Annotated in this window: 16 protein-coding genes; 8 read left to right on the top strand and 8 right to left on the bottom strand. The window is 68.2% G+C overall.

All coding sequences use genetic code 11. The features are described 5' to 3' along the window. Positions 1-32: 32 nt before the first annotated feature. Both cgi121 and P0D77_RS02830 read right to left on the bottom strand, forming a co-directional pair. Complete coding sequence (gene cgi121 / locus P0D77_RS02835; RefSeq protein ID WP_277554651.1) at positions 33-554, bottom strand: KEOPS complex subunit Cgi121; 522 nt, start codon at positions 552-554, stop codon at positions 33-35. Further along, entirely contained in the window at positions 551-2,968 is a 2,418-nt protein-coding gene (locus P0D77_RS02830) for an ATP-dependent DNA helicase (RefSeq protein ID WP_277554650.1), read from the bottom strand. The genes cgi121 and P0D77_RS02830 overlap by 4 nt, the downstream gene beginning before the upstream one ends. Before the next feature lie 167 nt (positions 2,969-3,135). Between P0D77_RS02830 and P0D77_RS02825 the strand changes: the two genes are divergently transcribed. The 4 genes from P0D77_RS02825 to P0D77_RS02810 are packed head-to-tail and all read left to right on the top strand — an operon-like array spanning position 3,136 to position 6,192. Continuing rightward, positions 3,136-3,795 (top strand): DUF4129 domain-containing protein, encoded by a 660-nt coding sequence (locus tag P0D77_RS02825; protein ID WP_277554649.1) that lies wholly within the window; start codon positions 3,136-3,138, stop codon positions 3,793-3,795. After that, positions 3,795-4,388, top strand: coding sequence for a DUF7269 family protein (locus tag P0D77_RS02820; RefSeq protein ID WP_277554648.1), 594 nt, complete (start codon positions 3,795-3,797; stop codon positions 4,386-4,388). The genes P0D77_RS02825 and P0D77_RS02820 overlap by 1 nt, the downstream gene beginning before the upstream one ends. Next, positions 4,385-5,674 carry a DUF58 domain-containing protein gene (locus P0D77_RS02815; protein ID WP_277554647.1) on the top strand — a complete coding sequence of 430 codons (1,290 nt, stop codon included), beginning with the start codon at positions 4,385-4,387 and terminating at the stop codon, positions 5,672-5,674. The genes P0D77_RS02820 and P0D77_RS02815 overlap by 4 nt, the downstream gene beginning before the upstream one ends. Then, on the top strand, positions 5,662-6,192 hold the full coding sequence (locus P0D77_RS02810; RefSeq protein ID WP_432764820.1) for a DUF7519 family protein: 531 nt from the start codon (positions 5,662-5,664) through the stop codon (positions 6,190-6,192). The genes P0D77_RS02815 and P0D77_RS02810 overlap by 13 nt, the downstream gene beginning before the upstream one ends. A gap of 63 nt (positions 6,193-6,255) precedes the next feature. On the opposite strand, the gene P0D77_RS02805 is transcribed toward P0D77_RS02810, so the two are convergent. Further along, the gene (locus tag P0D77_RS02805; protein ID WP_277554645.1) at positions 6,256-6,987 is read right to left on the bottom strand and encodes a DUF5806 family protein; all 732 of its coding nucleotides are present in this window, start codon (positions 6,985-6,987) and stop codon (positions 6,256-6,258) included. 139 nt (positions 6,988-7,126) lie between these two features. On the opposite strand from P0D77_RS02805, the gene P0D77_RS02800 reads away from it, so the two are divergent. Continuing rightward, positions 7,127-7,495: a universal stress protein gene (locus tag P0D77_RS02800; RefSeq protein WP_277554644.1), complete on the top strand. Its 369-nt coding sequence runs from the start codon at positions 7,127-7,129 to the stop codon at positions 7,493-7,495. Then, entirely contained in the window at positions 7,492-8,052 is a 561-nt protein-coding gene (locus P0D77_RS02795) for a GNAT family N-acetyltransferase (RefSeq protein ID WP_277554643.1), read from the top strand. The genes P0D77_RS02800 and P0D77_RS02795 overlap by 4 nt, the downstream gene beginning before the upstream one ends. A gap of 31 nt (positions 8,053-8,083) precedes the next feature. On the opposite strand, the gene P0D77_RS02790 is transcribed toward P0D77_RS02795, so the two are convergent. Continuing rightward, complete coding sequence (locus tag P0D77_RS02790; RefSeq protein ID WP_277554642.1) at positions 8,084-8,530, bottom strand: universal stress protein; 447 nt, start codon at positions 8,528-8,530, stop codon at positions 8,084-8,086. 124 nt (positions 8,531-8,654) lie between these two features. Here P0D77_RS02790 and P0D77_RS02785 point away from each other — a divergent pair, with 124 nt between their 5' ends. Further along, on the top strand, positions 8,655-9,551 hold the full coding sequence (locus P0D77_RS02785) for a DUF3267 domain-containing protein (RefSeq protein WP_277554641.1): 897 nt from the start codon (positions 8,655-8,657) through the stop codon (positions 9,549-9,551). A gap of 63 nt (positions 9,552-9,614) precedes the next feature. Here the strand turns inward: P0D77_RS02785 and P0D77_RS02780 are convergent, their stop codons facing one another. The 3 genes from P0D77_RS02780 to pheS all read right to left on the bottom strand — a co-directional run bounded on the left by P0D77_RS02780 (position 9,615) and on the right by pheS (position 13,477). Further along, positions 9,615-10,082, bottom strand: coding sequence for a GNAT family N-acetyltransferase (locus P0D77_RS02780; RefSeq protein ID WP_277554639.1), 468 nt, complete (start codon positions 10,080-10,082; stop codon positions 9,615-9,617). Between the two features lie 93 nt (positions 10,083-10,175). After that, entirely contained in the window at positions 10,176-11,981 is a 1,806-nt protein-coding gene (gene pheT / locus P0D77_RS02775; protein WP_277554638.1) for a phenylalanine--tRNA ligase subunit beta, read from the bottom strand. Next, positions 11,981-13,477: a phenylalanine--tRNA ligase subunit alpha gene (pheS, locus tag P0D77_RS02770; RefSeq protein ID WP_277554637.1), complete on the bottom strand. Its 1,497-nt coding sequence runs from the start codon at positions 13,475-13,477 to the stop codon at positions 11,981-11,983. Before pheS ends, pheT begins: the two co-directional genes overlap by 1 nt. Before the next feature lie 383 nt (positions 13,478-13,860). On the opposite strand from pheS, the gene P0D77_RS02765 reads away from it, so the two are divergent. Then, positions 13,861-14,331, top strand: coding sequence for a DUF5518 domain-containing protein (locus P0D77_RS02765; RefSeq protein WP_277554636.1), 471 nt, complete (start codon positions 13,861-13,863; stop codon positions 14,329-14,331). A gap of 26 nt (positions 14,332-14,357) precedes the next feature. Here P0D77_RS02765 and P0D77_RS02760 read toward each other — a convergent pair whose 3' ends face one another. Further along, complete coding sequence (locus P0D77_RS02760; protein WP_277554635.1) at positions 14,358-15,506, bottom strand: NAD(P)/FAD-dependent oxidoreductase; 1,149 nt, start codon at positions 15,504-15,506, stop codon at positions 14,358-14,360. Positions 15,507-15,545 lie beyond the last annotated feature (39 nt).

Here is a 15,545-nt window from a genome sequence, read left to right as displayed (position 1 = left end):
ACGCCCAGCGCGACTGTCTTGGTTCGTCACCACTACTTTCGCACGTCGAGCAGCGCCACCCGTTCGTGAATCACGTCCGCGAGTGTTCCGTCGGTCGCCGCCAGCTCGCGGTCGCTGACGTCGAAGTACTCCCGGACGAGCGATTCATCGAACTCGCCGAGCGTCTCTGCCGGCGACAACAAATCGGCGACGGCATCTGCGGCGGTCGCCTCGACTGCATCGTCGCGGTCGGCATCATCGCTTCCGCCTTCGGTGGCGACGAGGACGACGACTGGGCACTCACCTTCGGAGACGCCGACGGTCAGCGCCCGATCGATCTGTCGTCGGCCGGCGGCGTACAACATCACTTCCACACCACGGTCGCGGGCGACGTTCTCACCGCGGTTGATGGCGCGGTCGGCCAGCTCAAGTGCTCGCTGGAGGTGCGTGCGGTCGACGACGTAGCGGGCGTCGAACGCCTGCACGGTACAGTCGGTGTCGTCGCCGATGGTGGTCAACTCGCTGAGGAACGCGTCGAGGTCGTCGATGTGGGCGATGCCCTCGACGAGTCTCACGAGAAATCACCGAACGTGGCCTGTCCGCTTTCCTCTTCGTCGCCGTCGGTGCTGGCGGCGGCCGCCGACGCGGCTGCGTCCTCGGTCACGCCCTCCATCGAGGGGTCTTGTCGGCCGGCCGCCTGCAGGACGTTCTCGGCGGTCTTCTCGCGCCCCCGAAGCGCTCCGAGGACGACCGACTTATCGGCCTCGCGCAGTTCCGCTCGCGTCTCGATGCCCGCCTCGAAGAGGCGACGGGCACGCTTGCGGCCGACGCCGCGGACGCCCGCCAAATCGAGCAGTTCCTCGCCGACGCCGTACTCCACGCGCTTTTTGGCCTCGCGGATGGCGATGTTGACGCCTAGGTCCAACTCGCCGGCGAGTTGCTCGGCCGCGCCAAGCAACCACTCGGCTGTGTCGACTTTCCCGCGGATGTCGCCGGGGCCGACGCCGTAGCGGTCGGTGATGACGTCCTCGTCGAGTTCGCTCGCCCAGTCTTCGAGCAGGCGGGCGGTCTTGAGTGCCGCCAGCCAGTCTTCCCACGCGACGTCTTCGAACTCCGAGGGGGCGTCGCCGAGGAACTCCGGTTCACGCTCGTAGAACTCCTCCTCGTACGTCTCGCGGTCGCCCGACTTCAGGTACAGTTGGTACATATCCGGCGTCCGCGCGACGAGGTGATACAGGCCGAGTGGGGTGACCGTCGGCGTTGACTCGGCTTCGTCGCTGTCGCCGCCATCGTCGCCACCCGCGAGGTCGCTGCCCGTGACGAACCCTGCGTCGGCGTCGGCGGGGGCCTCGGCTCCAGCGTTGGTCTTACTCGGGCGTGGGCTCGACCCCGCTCCAGCCCCGCCCTCCTCGACGCCCGACCGGAGGCCGTCGATGATCTCGGCGGCCGACATCGGGTCGAGATACAGGCGCGAGACGGTGTGACCAATACCTGTCGCCGTGAGTGAGTCGCCGTCGCGTTCGAGGAAGTCGTTGGCCTCTAGATACTCCAACACGCGGTCGGTCACCTGTGCGAGGCGGGCGTCGTCGTCGGTCTGGCTGGCGTACAGCGTGCGATCGAGGAACTCCAACAACCCCTCCCGCGTCGTCGCGAACCCGGAGGCGACCGTCGCGAGGACGTGCGTGCGCAGGGCGGGTTCGGCTGCGAGCTTCGACTGCACCTCTTCGGGGTCGGCCCAGACGTACCGCTCGAACAGTTCGTCCATCGTGTCGCGATCCTTCGCGAGCAACACTGCCTCGCCGTAGGGGTCAAGACCAGGCCGGCCAGCACGGCCCATCATCTGGTGGACCTCAAGCGTATCAAGCGGTTTCATCCCGCCGAACTCGCCGTCGTAGCGTCGCCAGTCGCGGACGACGACGCGACGGGCAGGCGTGTTCACCCCTGCCGCGAGGGTGGGCGTCGCGCAGATGCACTTGATGAGGCGGTCGCGGAAGGCGTCCTCGACGAGTGATCGCTGCGTCGCCGATAGGCCCGCGTGGTGGAACGCCGCCCCGTTTCGGACGCAGTCTGCCAGGTCGTCGGAGGTCTCCGTGTCGGAGTCGTCACGAATCTCACTTGCCAACTGCTCCAGTTCGGTTGTCTCGCCGCGTTCCAGCCGTTTGGCGGTCACGTCGGCGAGGCGCTTCGCGGCGGCCTCGGCGTTGCGCCGGGAGTTGACGAACACGAGCGAGGAGCCACGGTCGCCGTCGACCGTCTCGTCTAAGGCGTCGGCGACGAGTGCGGCGGTCTGTTTCTCGCCGCGTTCGACGGGCACCTCGCGTTGGCTCCCGTCGTCGAAGTTGATGGCGTTGCCGTAGTGGACGCCCATCTTCAACTCGATGGGTCGCCAGTCGGACTCGACGAGTTCGGCGTCCAGCCACTCGGCCACCTCGCCGGCGTTACCGACGGTCGCCGAGAGGGCGACGACCTGCAGGTCGCGATTGATCTTGCGGAGTTTCGCCAGCGTCACCTCAAGCGTGGGGCCGCGCCCGCTGTCGTCGACGAGGTGGACTTCGTCGGAGACGACGCAGGTCAGGTCGCGAACCCAGGGTGCGCCGTTGCGGATGAGCGAGTCCACCTTCTCGCTGGTGGCGACGATGATGTCGCGGGTGGCGAGCCACTCGCCGTCAGAGTCGTAGTTGCCGGTGGAGACGCCCACGTCGATGCCGAACTCCTCCCAGCGCTCGAACTCGGCTTTCTTCTCGCTGGCGAGCGCTCGCAAGGGGACGATGTACAGCGCCTTCCCGCCGGCGGCGACCGACGACAGCATCGCCAACTCTGCGATGAGCGTCTTGCCCGAGGCGGTGGGCACCGAGGCGACGACCGAACGGCCGTCTGCGACGCCCGCCTCGACGGCCGCGGCCTGTGGCGGGTAGAACTCCTCGATGCCCTCCGCCTCCAGCGCCTCGGGGACGCCGTCGGGCAGGGTCGACACGTCGGAGGGTTTCATTATCCGGGGTAGCGGGGGTTCGGGATTGAAGCTGTCGGAGGCGTGGCGGTGGCCGGCCGGCGTCGCGACCCGCGTGTGCGGTTCGGGCGGTGTCAGTCGGCTGCCTGCCCGCTGTCGACAGGGATAGACACCAGTAGTTTCACGGCGGATCAGTTCATTTCGCCGATATGTCCGGGCGAGCCCTCCTCCCGCTTCTCGCCGGCGTTCTCGCGGTGCTGGCGCTGGCGAACGGTGCGGCGATGTTCGAATCGGTCCACGGCCTCGATAAGTCAACTCCCGGCGACCCGAACGGCGTCCCCGGTCCAGCCGGCGGGTCATCCGCCGAGCGCGAGTCTGCCTCCGAGGGTGGCACAGATCAGCCGGAACCGACACCGTCGGAGCCGACCTCGACGCCGACCGAGACGGCCGCCTCGACCGGCGGCAGTGATCCGACGACGCTCGCGGTGCTCGCGCTGGTTGGCGGGGCGGCCATCACCGGACTGGTGATCCGTCTCCTCTCGGCGGGTGATGGAACGGAGGTAGACAATCCGCCGGCCGCGGACGACGGCCCCGCAGGCGACACTGGCGGGCGAGCGCCCGTTCGTGATCCAGATGACGGCGTGGCCGCTGCGTGGGCCCAGTTCGCGACCGCGACTGTGGGGTCGGCGTGGCCGCGCCGCACCCCCGGACAGGTCGCCGCTGCTGCTCGGGCGGCGGGCGCACCCACGGAGCCGGTCACGGACCTACGAGAGTTGTTCGAGCGTGTCAGATACGGCGACGACCGCCCCACAGAGCGGCGCGAAGAACGCGCTGCGGACCTTGTTGATCGACTCTTGGAGGACCGCTAGTGAGACGACTCATTCGCTTCCTCCGTGACGCCGCTCTCGTCGTCGGCGTCGGCGGTGTCGCGTACGGCGCGGCCACGCTCGTTGCCCCCCAGACCGTTCCTGCGGTGACGGTCTCCACCCCGCTCGTCGCTTCGGTCGGGGTCGCAGCGACGCTTGCTGGCTGTGTCGGCGTCGTCCGGCGAGCGACCCGTCCCCGCCCGCTCCCCGACCGGCCCGGCACAGATCGCTACCCAGCGCCTGGCGAGGAATGGGCGACGCGCCTCCACTCGATACGTGCGACGGACCAGGAGGCGCGTCGGGCGCTCCGCGAGGCGGTCGAGGCGGTCGCGGTCGAGCGACTCGTCGCGGCGGGCCACGCTCCCGAGGACGCACAGACGACGATACGGCAGGGGACCTGGACGGACGCACCCCTCGCGGCGGCGTACCTCCGGGGTGACCCGCCCACGCGGGTTGAGCGCCTCCGGGCGTTTCTCGCCGGTCACGCCCCGTGGAGACGCCGGGTGCGGCGAGCGATGGACGCGGTTGCAGACATCGACGCGGGTAGCGATATCGATGCTGACGCGGTCGCCGATTCCGGTGGGGACGCAGAATGACGACTGGTCGCTGGACCGGAGCGGGGGCGCTCGGTCTCGTCGCTGCCGGACTCGGTGTCGTGAGCAGTCAGCCGGCCCTGCTCGTGGCCGCGACGATTCCATTAGGACTGGCAGCAGTCGCCCGTGCCCAGTCGCCGCCTGAGCCGTCACTGGCGGTCTCGCGGTCTATCTCTGACCGAACTCCCGCCGTGGACGACCGCGTCGAGGTCCAAGTGACGGTCCGCAACGAGGGGGCCACCCTCAGGTCGCTCCGTCTGACCGACCGGGTACCCCGTGGGCTCACCGTCGTCGACGGATCGCCCGAACGTGTGACACCGCTTCGACCCGGTGCGGTCGCCCGTATCGAGTACACCGTCGCCGCGGCTCGGGGTCGCCACGAGTTCGGTCCCGTCGACGCTGTCGTCGGCGCGGCGCCGGGCGATGCGGAGGCGACGACGACTCTCGATGGAGACCCGGTCGCTGTCGAGTGCATCCCACCGCTCCCGACGGACCCGCTCGCACCGCGGATGGCATTCTCGCGACTGGTCGGCGCGACGCCGACGCGGTCGGAGGACGACGGCACCGCGTTCAGTTCGGTCCGCGAGTATCGCCACGGCGACCCGGTCTCGCGGATCGACTGGCGCGGGTGGGCCCGTCGGGGAGAGCCTGCGACCGTTTTGTATCAGGCGGAGCGGACTGCCGCGGTCACAGTCGTTGTTGACGCCCGACGGACGGCCGCCCGTGTCGTCGACACTGACGACCCACCGGCCACCGAGCGGTGTATCGCGTGTGCCCGAGTCGTGGCCGGTGGACTCCTCGCGGATGGGCACACCGTCGGCGTGGCCGCCCTCGGAGACGACCTCGTCGTCCCGCCCAGCGCCGGGCCGGGCCACCGAGTGCGACTAGAGCGAACGCTCGCGCTCGACCCGGCGCTCAACCGAAGGTCGATGACGGAAGACAGCGACGAAGGTAGCGGGAGCGATGCGACCGCTGGCGACGATGCTGGCGCCTCCGAAGACGATGCTATCACCCGCCTTCGACGGGTGCTGCCGAATGAGGGGCGGATCGTCGTGTGTTCTCCGGTGGCAGACGATGCGGTCGTCGACGCGGTTCGCCGACTCGCCGCTGAGGGTGCTGCGCCCGCCGTTGTGTCGCCGGCGGTCCCGACCGGTGACCGGCCGACGGATCGATTCGCGAGCGCCGTCCGGGCCAGTCGACTCCGGACGCTCCGCCAGGAGTCGGTGCCGGTCGTTGACGTCCCCGTGGACCGATCGCCGGCGGCCGCGCTCGCGGGGTGGTCACCGTGAGCCGTCACCTTCCGAGCGCTGGTTATCCCGGAGTAGCGGGAATCGTGGTGGCGCTCCTCTGTGGAACGCTCGCCGCGGCTGTGGTGTGGCCGACCGTCGCGAGCGCGGGCTTGCTCGTCCTCGTTGGGATGGCTGCGGCCGCCGTCGGCGCGGCGCAACCACGTCGGCGCCCGGTTACACTGGGGGCTGTGTTCACTGCGGCGGGCGTCGTCCTCGCGGGGCTGTTCGGTGCATCGACTGGGTCGCTTCTAGTCGCGACCGGGCTGGGGACGGTCGGGTACGCCGCTGCCGACCGGGCGGCGGATTTCCAGGCGGTCCATCGTCAGACGACACCGACGGTTCGGGTGGAACTCGCGGAGACCGCGGCGACGACGCTCGTCGTGTTGGTCGTCGGCTGTGTCGCGTTCCTCGTCTCCCGAACGGGGCCTGAGGGGACGCCGCTCGCAGTGCTCGCAGTGCTTACCGGTGGGACGGCGTCGGCACTGGCGATCGCTCGACAGTCGGGATCGGGACGTTGAATCGCGTCTGACGGGATTGCGACCGGGCGGCGTCTACGAAGGTGGCCGGTCGATACCCGCCGGCTAGGGTTCGTGGACGTGCCCACACTCGGGGCACTTTACCTCCTCACCGCGGACTTCGGCGCTGGCCTCGCGGACGTCGCGCATCACCGAGGATATCTTGTCCTCGGCGGCCAGTTCCTCCTCGACGGTGAGATCCGCCCCCTCGACTTCCAGGAGGAACTTCGCGATCTCGGTCGACTCGTACATCACGTCGTCCAGATCCTCGGCAGTGAAGAATCCCGACATCGCGCCGTAGAGGAACGTCGCGCCCGCCTTGCGCACCTTCTCCTCGAAGGAGGCGCGGGCCTGGTTCACCGCCTGCGGCGTGTACGTGTCGGTCATGAACGGGACGAGACGCGGGAGGTTCTCGCCAATCTTCGTCATCTCGACGCCCGTCTCCGTGCGGAAGTCGGCACACAGGCGGGCGATGGCCCACTCGCGGGCAGTGACGTACGTGCGGTCGCGGAGGAACTCGTTGACGCGGTCGTACTCCGCTCGCTCCATCTTCTGGAAGCGGTCGTACTTCTGCACATCTGCGGGTACGTCCTCCTCGCCCGCGCCCATCTCGGGGCCGGGAACCGACCCACCCTCGTGGTCGTCGTCCGTGGCTTCGGGTTCGGTTTCAGCGGCGGTGGCGTCGCCGTCGCCGCCGGTGGTCGCCGTCGCCGCCGCCTCGCGTTCGCTCGCCGTGTCCGCGGTCGCTGCCTCGCGGTCGGTCGCGTCGTCGCCCCCGGCCCCGGCGTCGTCGGTCATAGGGGCAGGTAGCCGAGCGACCGCTAAAAAGTCGTCCCCGTGCGTCCGCCGAGTGTCTGACGTCCGAGTTGACACCGCTCGCGTCTCGGTCGCTCACGTTGGCGGCACGCTTTTGTCCGGCCCTGCCGACCGTCGGTGCATGAAGGTACTGCTCGGAATCGGAGGGAGCGAGGACTCCCTCCGGGCGTTGGAGGACACCGTCGACCGCGCACTGGCGGCCGGCGACGACCTCACCGTCGCGGTCGTGGAGAACCCCCGATCGGACCGCACGCCCGACGAGGTGGAAGACCGCGTCCGAACGGTGATCGAAGACGCCGGACTCGCCGCGGACATCCGTCGCGTGCAGGGCGACGCGGGCAGTCAGATCGTCGACATCGCGGAGAGCGAGGGCTTCGAAATGATCGCCATCGGTGGTGGCGAGACGAGTCCGATGGGCAAGATCAATCTCGGTAGCATCGCGCAGTTCGTCCTGTTGAACTCTCACGTCTCGGTCAAATTGGTCCGATGAGCGGCGACCGCATCTACCCCGAGGAGCCGGCAGGTCCGTTCGAGGCACCCCCGCTGACGTTCGAGGATCGGGAGGGCCGCGACATCGAGATCCGTCCGTACCCCTCCGACGCGGAGGGTGAGGCCGGTGAAGACGAGTTCGAGTCGCTCGTCGAGATGTACACGGCGTTCGACCCCGCTGACCGAGCGCAGGGCATCCCCCCGAGCAGGGAATCCGACGTTCGCTCGTGGCTGGAGACTATCCTCGGCGACGACGGCTACAACGTCATCGCGTGGGACGGCGACCAGGTCGCGGGCCACGCGACGCTCGTCCCCGACGGTGACGCCTGTGAACTCGCCATCTTCGTCTTACAGGCGTACCAAGGCGCGGGCATCGGCACGCACCTGATGAAGGCGTTGCTCGGCCACGGCGCGGCCAACGGCGTCGAACGCGTCTGGCTCACCGTCGAGCGCTGGAACCGTGCGGCAGTCGGCCTCTACAAGAAGGTGGGCTTCGAGACGAGCGACGCCGAGTCGTTCGAGTTAGAGATGACCGCCCAGTTGGCGTCGCCGGAATAGCGCCCACAGAACGCGGTTTTTGGCTATTCGCTCAGACAGACAGCACCGGCTGACTTGCGTACAGCAACACGTACTCGGCGGCCTTCTCCAGCACCTCGCCGGGTTCGCCCGTCAGCGGTTCCCGCGGGATGACGATGAAGTCGGCGTCGACGTCTTCGGCGGTGTCGAGGATGACCGACCCCGGGTGGGTAGTCTTGCGTCGCGTCGAGAAGCCGTAGGCGATAGACGAGGAGACTGGGACGCCCTCGGCCTCGGCCACCTTACGGACGGTGTCGGTGAACGCCTCTGTGTCCTCCGCGACTTCGTCGTGGTTGACGACTGTCTCCTCGATGGCACGGACCACTTCCTCGCCGAGGACGTACACCGCGTGTACCTGCGCGTCGTACCGTTCGGCGACAGTGACGGCGTACTCGACCGCCACGAGTGACTCGTCGCTGCCGTCCACGGGGACCAGCACGCGTTCGACGGTCAGGCTCATACGCGTGCCTGCGGCGGATGACGTGAAAGGTGTTCCCCTCGCCTCTCCATCGTTGGCCCCACGCTCGGGCGGTACGGGGATCGGCTGAATCTTTATCTGCCGCCGCCGGGACGGCGGACGTGAGATGAGCATCTCATCTGCCGACCGCGTTCTCGCCGATCTCGAACTCACTCGCGGACTCACGATCCAGATGACGGCCGTCAGCACGCTCGGGATGGTCGTCTGGTGGGCGGTGTTCAGCGGCATCTACCGCATAGGAACCGGCGAGTCTGTTTCGCTCCAGTTCGCGCCGGCCTCGCTCGGTTGGCTCGCGGTCGGCGTGAACATCTTCGTCCTCGTCTTCCTCGCCACGGCCATCCTCGCCCCGCACGAGTGGCTACACGGGCTGGCGATCCGGTACTACGGCGGCGAGCCCCGATACGGTGTCGGCGTCGCTCACTTCATCCTCCCGTACGCCTACGCGACGACCGACCACGAGTTCTCCCGCGATCAGTTTATTGTCGTTCTCTTGACGCCGCTGGTGGTCCTGTCGGCGGTCGGCGTCCCAGCGATGCTCCTGTTGGAGTGGGGGTGGCTGGTCGTCCCGCTGACGCTGAACGCCGCGGGCGCGGTCGCGGACGTCTGGATGACCATTTCGGTGCTGGGGTATCCTGCCCACATCCGGATCGTCGACCACGAAAAGGGCGTTCGGATCATAGGCCGCGAGACCGACCGTCCGCGGCGATTGTCGATCGCAACGCTCGCGTGGGACGCGCTGTCTGGAGCGGCCGTCGCCGCATTCGTCGTGGCGGTCCTCCTCGCCATCGGCGGCCCGCTCCTCTTGTCGACGCTCGGCGTCGACTCGCTGACGATCGGGACGCCGGGGACAGTCACGTACGTGTTCTCGTTCGTCGACACACCCAACGAGATCTCTCTCGGCGTCGGTCCCGGCGTGCTCGCCGTCGGCGGCGCCCTCGGCGTGGTGTACGCCTTCGTCCGGAGTTACCGGCGAGGGGTGCGTCCCACCTCCGATGTCTCCTGACGAGAGGGTAGAGGCAGCCCCGAAGTGCCGGTGGTGCGATCTACGACGCTCCCGACAATCGCGTCACTCCAACGGCTGTGCGTACTCCACCTGTTTCGGTTCGAACCCCGTGTCGCGGTAGAACCGACGAGCGCCCTCGTTGCCCCACTCACAGGAGACCTTCAGGTGGTCACAGCCGCGTTCGCGAGCACGTTCTCTGACACGGTCGACGACCGCCGTACCGTGGCCCTGTCCGCGGTGAGCCTCGTCGATAGCGAGGTTCACGATTCGAAGGTACCGTGAGTAGCGGCGAGACGGGTGCTCGCCTGCCGACAGCGTGAGAAATCCGATCGTCTCTCCCTCGTCGACGACGAGGTAGTCGGTCACGTCGTCGGCGTCGAGGTGGGCGCGAAAGCCGTCGTCGGGAACATCTTTGGCGTCCTCGTAGACGAGTTTGTTCAGTTCTGAGTGGTCCTCCATCGCCGTCGCGAGGTCGTACCAGCGGTCGATCAGCGCATCGAGGTCGTCGACAGTGGCTTCGACCAGTTCCATATAGGGTCTGCGAGGAGCCGTAGAATTACGTTTCGGGCCGTGTGACACCGTCGCCCACGGTGGTGAATCCGGGGCCGTGGCGTCGGCGACGCCCTACTGCAGCGCCGACAGCGAGAACTCGAACGCCGCGACTGGCACTTCCATGTCGCGGTCTACGAGCACTTCGGGGTGGAGTTCGCCGACGACGCCGACGCGTTCGCCGTCGACGACGACGGCGGCGACGCGGCCGGGGAGGAAACTCGGGTGCTCCGTCGCGGGCGTCTCCAACTCGGCGTCGAAGTCGTTGCAGACGGCCTGCACGCGGGCTTTCGCGTCCTCGTAGGTGGCGTCCGTCCGCGCCAGCACACCCGCGACGTGGCGGTCTTCGGCGACGCGGGTGTTGACGTCGTCGTCGCGGTGAGCGACGAAGCCGACCTCCGAGAGGTCTTGCGGGTACGACCGATGGGTGTTGTTCTCCAGTACCTGCACCAGCGAGGGGAGCGCCCACGTCCGCAGTTGGGTGTAGTCCTCGCTGTACGGGCTGGTGATCTCGGCGCGTGGCTCTGCGCCAAGCGGCGCGTCCGCCAGGTCGTCGCCGGGGTCGCGTTCCTCGACACCCATCCGCTCGTAGTTCTCGGTGGCCGAGGTCATGTGGAAGTTGAGCATGTCCTCGAAGCCGAGGCCGATGAGACTCGTGCGGACCGCTCGCCCGAGTCGGGAGCGTTCGTGGCGGCCGCCGATGGTACCGGTGTCGGGGTACGTCGGTTCGAGTTCGTTGAAGCCGTACGCTCGGCCAACGTCGTCAATGAGGTCGAGCGGGTGGAGCACGTCGACGCGGTACGGCGGAATCGTCACGTCATACACCGTCTCCTCCTCGCCGAGCGAGTAGGCAGCGTCCAGTCCGGAGCGCTCGAACAGGTCGACGACCTCCTCGCGCTCCAGTTCGACACCGAGCATCGTCTCGATGCGGTCGTGGGTGACGGACTTCTCGTCGGTGTCCAGATCCGGCCGGATCAGTTCCGGACCGTACTCGTCGGGGTACGTCGCGCCGTCTTGGTAGTCGACCTGCACCTCCTCGACGGTGCCGCCGCGAGCGGAGAGCGCGTAACAGAGGATGACGCACATCTTGTCGATGGTCCACTGGTCGGTCCCGGTGAGTTCGATGAACAGGTCGCGAGAGCCGGTGTCGACCTCCGTGCGCGACCCGTTGATTACCGGCGGGAACGAAAACAGGCCGAGTTCGTCGTAGATCGCCGGGTAGCGGTCGAGGTCCTCGACGAGGTCGGCGTACTTGTCACCGATCGGGTGGTCGGTGAGGACGTCCGCGGGCGTCATCTCGGCGTTGGAGTCGAGGGGGACGAAGCGGTCGCCCTCGGGGTCGACGCCGCGGTAGGTGACGGTCTTCTCGGTCGCACCCAGATCCGCCGAGGCGGCGTTTATCGTCCCGGACGGCTCCGATTCTTCGGTGAGCGCCTGCCCTTTCAGCATCGTCAGGTCGTGGACGCCGATAGCGCCTTTCGCGCGGCCGCGGCCCATCGTCGCGTGGAGTTTCTCTTGCAACTGGATGAGCGAGTCGAGGCCGGACTCGTCGAGGTTGACGCCGCGGACGACCGCGCCGGTGACGTACGGGCGCTCCTCGGGCACCGAGGGGTCGACCTCGATGGTCCAGTCGGCGTCGTTCGTCTTCGGGACGTACACGCCGCGGTCCTCGCCGTACTGGTAACGCAGCGAGCGAGCGACACCCTCGACCGAGAGCCGATCCAAGCGATCCGGTCCGAACTCGAACTGGAGGAGGCCGTCTTCCGTGTCGCCCTCGTACTCCAGACCGAGGGCGAACAGGTCGGACTTGAACTCCTCGTCACTCTTGTCTGCGCCGGTCAATCCTCGCAGTTCGTCCGTGTCGATGTCAACGACTGGCATCAGTAGGTCACCTCCGCGTTCCGCAGGAACTCAAGGTCTGCAAGCGTGCCGTGTAGGTCGCGGATGTCTTCCGCGCCGGTCGTGAGCATCGCGAGACGCTCCAAGGCGAGCCCCCACGCCATCACGTCACACTCGATGCCGAGGGTTTCGAGCACTTCGTCGCGGAACATCCCCGAGTTGCCGATCTCGATCTCCTCGCCCGTCTCCGGGTGTTCGCCGAACAACTCGAAACTCGGCTCCGTGTAGGGGTTGTAGTGAGGCTTGAATCGGATCTCTTCGATGCCGAACTGCCGGTAGAACTCCTCGAACGTGCCCATCAACTCACGCACCGAGAGATCCTCGGCCATCACCCACCCTTCGATCTGGTAGAACTCCAGCAGGTGCGTCGCGTCGAGGGTGTCGTTGCGGTACGCCTTCTCCACCGAGAAGTAGCGCTTCGGCGGGTCGATGTCGGCGTTCGCGTACCCCGAGAGGTAGCGCATCGACAGCGACGTGGTGTGGCCGCGAAGTGCGATGGCGCGGGCGAAGTCCTCCGACCACGGCGAGTGGTAGCCGTCGCCGTCCTCGCCGATGCCGTCCCGGTGGGTCGCCTCCACGCGGTCGACGAGGCCCTCCGGGAGGTCACGGACGGGCGGCACGTCGAGGGCGAACCGGTCCCAGTGAGTGCGTGCCGGGTGGTCCTGCGGCATGAACAGGCAATCGTTGATCCAGAAGTCCGCGTCGGCGTGGGGGCCGTCCATCTCCTGGAAGCCCATCCCAACGAGGACGTCTTTCACTCGCTCGGACATCGAGCGCAGGACGTGTTGACGCCCGCCCTCGACGGCGGGTGCGTCGGCCTCGACGTTGTACTCGGCGAACTCGACGTCCTCCCACTCGCCGCTCGTGAGCAGTTCGGGCGTGAGTCGGTCAACCGTCTCGGCGGCCTCAACGCCCTCCATCAGGGCGGTGACACCGTCGTCGGTGAGCGTCACCGAGCGGACGGTTCGCTCGTCGAGGGCGACGAGACCACGGCTCTCCAATCGACCCAGTAGGTCCGCGTCGTCGACGGCGTCGCCGTCTGCGAGTGCAGCGAGGGCGGCGGCCTCCTCGTCAGCGTCGGGGTCGGCGTCCTCGTTCGCGGTCACTTCGCCGGAGTCGACGACGCCGTAGCCCTTCCGCGCGTAGTTGGCGAGGGCGATGTCGACTTCGGGACCTTCGAGGCCGGCCGCGCCGATGGCCTCGCCCATCCCGAGGGGGCCGTCGGCGTCGCGAGCGGCGCGGTGGAGGCGCACCTCGGGGAGTTCGGCGTCGAGGTACGTCTCGCCCTCGTCGGTGAGGGTAGCCGACTCCTCGACGCGTTCGTCGACGCTCACGAGGCCTTCGTCGCGGAGGTCGAAGGCGGCGCGCGTGACCGTCTCCGGCTTCAGGTCGGTGTCCTCGGCTAACTGTTCGATGGTCTTCGCGTCGGTCGCGCTGGCGGCTTCCAGCAACGCGACCTGCGCCTGTGGGAGTCGCATTCGATTGTGTGCGTGTCGTATCGGTCGGTGGTTAGTCGTGTCGTTCCGGCGCGGCGTCGTGCCAGTCGCCGGTCGTCTCGCGCCGAGCGACCCGGAACTCGGTTTCGCGCGGGCACGCCCCCTCGGACGTGCCGCCGGTCCGCCGGGGTCAACGGCGCGGGAAGAAGAAGGCGGACCCGTCCCGGTCGGTGGTCGGGTACGGTGCCTGCGGCGTCGTGGCGGGTCCGGTTGCCATACACGAGCGACGGGTAGCCGCCGACAAAAGCGTTCGGCCGGCGTCGACGCCGGTGGTCGTACTCGCTGGTCGCCCTCCGTCGTCTGTCGCCGTCTCCCACCGCTCGTCGAACTGATGTTTATGACCCAGGGCGACGACACCTCGACGTATGTCCTCCAGTGACGACACGCTGAAACACGCGATCATCGGCGCGGCGATAACGCTCGTGACGTTCTTCCTCCCGTTTTCGCCGGCCATCGGCGGCGCGGCCGCCGGCTACCTCCACGGCCCCGACCGGACCGAAGGGGCGAAAGTTGGTGGCCTCTCGGGACTACTCGCGGCCGTTCCCGGTGCGCTCTTCGGGACGCTCGTCGCGTCGGTGTTCGTCATCGCCGGTCCCGGCCAGCGGTCGGCGCTGTTGGTCGCGTTCGTGTTCTTCCTCCTCATCCTCCTGCTCACGGCGCTGTACGGCGGCGTCCTCGGCGCTGCCGGGGGCTTCCTCGGCGCGTTGCTCAACGAGGAGTTCGACAAACCGACCGAGACCGACCCCACGCGCCTCCGCCGCGACGACGAAGAGGCGGATCCGGAGTCCGAACTCACCGAGTTCGACGAACCGACCGACGAGTCGAGTAGCGCCTGAACGCTCGGCGCTCGCGTCTCACTGCTTCAGGCCACGTTTCGCTCGGTGACCGTCTCACCACGGTCGAAGCGCCCGCGGTCGAGGTCGGACACGTCGACCGTAGACGCTTCGCCGTCTACGACGAGTTCGGCGACGACCTTCGCCGTCGCGGGAGCGTGTTGGAAGCCGTGGCCGGAGAACCCGGCGGCGGTGACGACGCCCGGCACCGACTCCTCGACGATGGCGTGGTGGTCCGGCGTCACGGCGTACAGGCCCGCCCATCCGCCGGCGAGACGGCTCTCGGGGCCGAAGTAGTCTGTGAACTCGCCGACCCGTTCGACCGCCTCGACCGCCCAGTCGGTGTCGGCCTTCTCAGAGAAGCGGTCGGCGTCCGCGACCGGGTCGTCTGTTGCGAAGTGCCCGCCGACGACCGCGCGGCCGTCGCGTTCGGGGCGGAAATGGGCGGTCGTATCCGCGTCGATGACGAGCGGATCGGACTCGGGAACCGGGCGCTCCGGGTCTACGACGGCCGTCTGCCGGCGGTGGGGAACGATGGGCAGGTCGTAGCCCGCCGTCTCCGCGAGGCGAGGTGCCCACGCACCAGCCGCGTTGACCGCGTAGTCGACCGTCAGCGACTCGCCGTTCGCGAGGCCGACGCGGACGCCCGATTCACGCGGATCGAGTCCCGATACTGCGGTGTTCGTCCGAATCTCGACGCCGGCCTCGCGGGCGGCACCGGCGTACCCCTGCAACGCGAGGTGCGGGTCGGCGAAACTGTCTGCTGGGCAGTAGGTGGCGGCGACGAACTCCTCGCTACGCAACCCCGGACACAACTCCGTCGCCTCCGCGGGGTCGACGAGGCGACTGGAGACGCCGTACTCGTTTTGCATCGCGACCTGGTCGGCGAAGGCGTCGGCGGTGTCGGCGTCGCGAGTGCAGAACAGATAGCCCGTGCGTCGACGGTCGATGTCCGTGCCGAATCGCTCCTCGAACAAGTCCCACACCTCGATGGAGGCGACGGAGAACTCCACGTTGACGCGGGTAGAAAACTGCGAGCGGATGCCGCCGAGGGCGCGGTCGGTGCTGCCCGCGCCGAGGCTCCCCCGTTCGAGGAGCGTCACCTCAACTCCGCGAGCGGCGAGTTCGTACGCGCTTGCGACCCCGACGATTCCTCCCCCGACGACGGCGATGTTCATACGCCGACCCATGTGACCACTTCACAAGAGCGTTGCCGC

Source organism: Halobaculum limi (assembly GCF_029490015.1).
GTDB lineage: Archaea > Halobacteriota > Halobacteria > Halobacteriales > Haloferacaceae > Halobaculum > Halobaculum limi.
This window is presented reverse-complemented; position numbering and strand designations above follow the sequence as displayed.

Bases quoted from the DNA above. Each gene is read 5' to 3' on its own strand.
- P0D77_RS02830 (WP_277554650.1), bottom strand. From the start codon at position 2,968: ATGAAACCCTCCGACGTGTCGACCCTGCCCGACGGCGTCCCCGAGGCG.
- P0D77_RS02825 (WP_277554649.1), top strand. From the start codon at position 3,136: ATGTCCGGGCGAGCCCTCCTCCCGCTTCTCGCCGGCGTTCTCGCGGTG.
- P0D77_RS02815 (WP_277554647.1), top strand. From the start codon at position 4,385: ATGACGACTGGTCGCTGGACCGGAGCGGGGGCGCTCGGTCTCGTCGCT.
- P0D77_RS02805 (WP_277554645.1), bottom strand. From the start codon at position 6,987: ATGACCGACGACGCCGGGGCCGGGGGCGACGACGCGACCGACCGCGAG.
- P0D77_RS02800 (WP_277554644.1), top strand. From the start codon at position 7,127: ATGAAGGTACTGCTCGGAATCGGAGGGAGCGAGGACTCCCTCCGGGCG.
- P0D77_RS02795 (WP_277554643.1), top strand. From the start codon at position 7,492: ATGAGCGGCGACCGCATCTACCCCGAGGAGCCGGCAGGTCCGTTCGAG.
- P0D77_RS02790 (WP_277554642.1), bottom strand. From the start codon at position 8,530: ATGAGCCTGACCGTCGAACGCGTGCTGGTCCCCGTGGACGGCAGCGAC.
- P0D77_RS02785 (WP_277554641.1), top strand. From the start codon at position 8,655: ATGAGCATCTCATCTGCCGACCGCGTTCTCGCCGATCTCGAACTCACT.
- P0D77_RS02780 (WP_277554639.1), bottom strand. From the start codon at position 10,082: ATGGAACTGGTCGAAGCCACTGTCGACGACCTCGATGCGCTGATCGAC.
- pheT (WP_277554638.1), bottom strand. From the start codon at position 11,981: ATGCCAGTCGTTGACATCGACACGGACGAACTGCGAGGATTGACCGGC.
- pheS (WP_277554637.1), bottom strand. From the start codon at position 13,477: ATGCGACTCCCACAGGCGCAGGTCGCGTTGCTGGAAGCCGCCAGCGCG.
- P0D77_RS02765 (WP_277554636.1), top strand. From the start codon at position 13,861: ATGTCCTCCAGTGACGACACGCTGAAACACGCGATCATCGGCGCGGCG.
- P0D77_RS02760 (WP_277554635.1), bottom strand. From the start codon at position 15,506: ATGAACATCGCCGTCGTCGGGGGAGGAATCGTCGGGGTCGCAAGCGCG.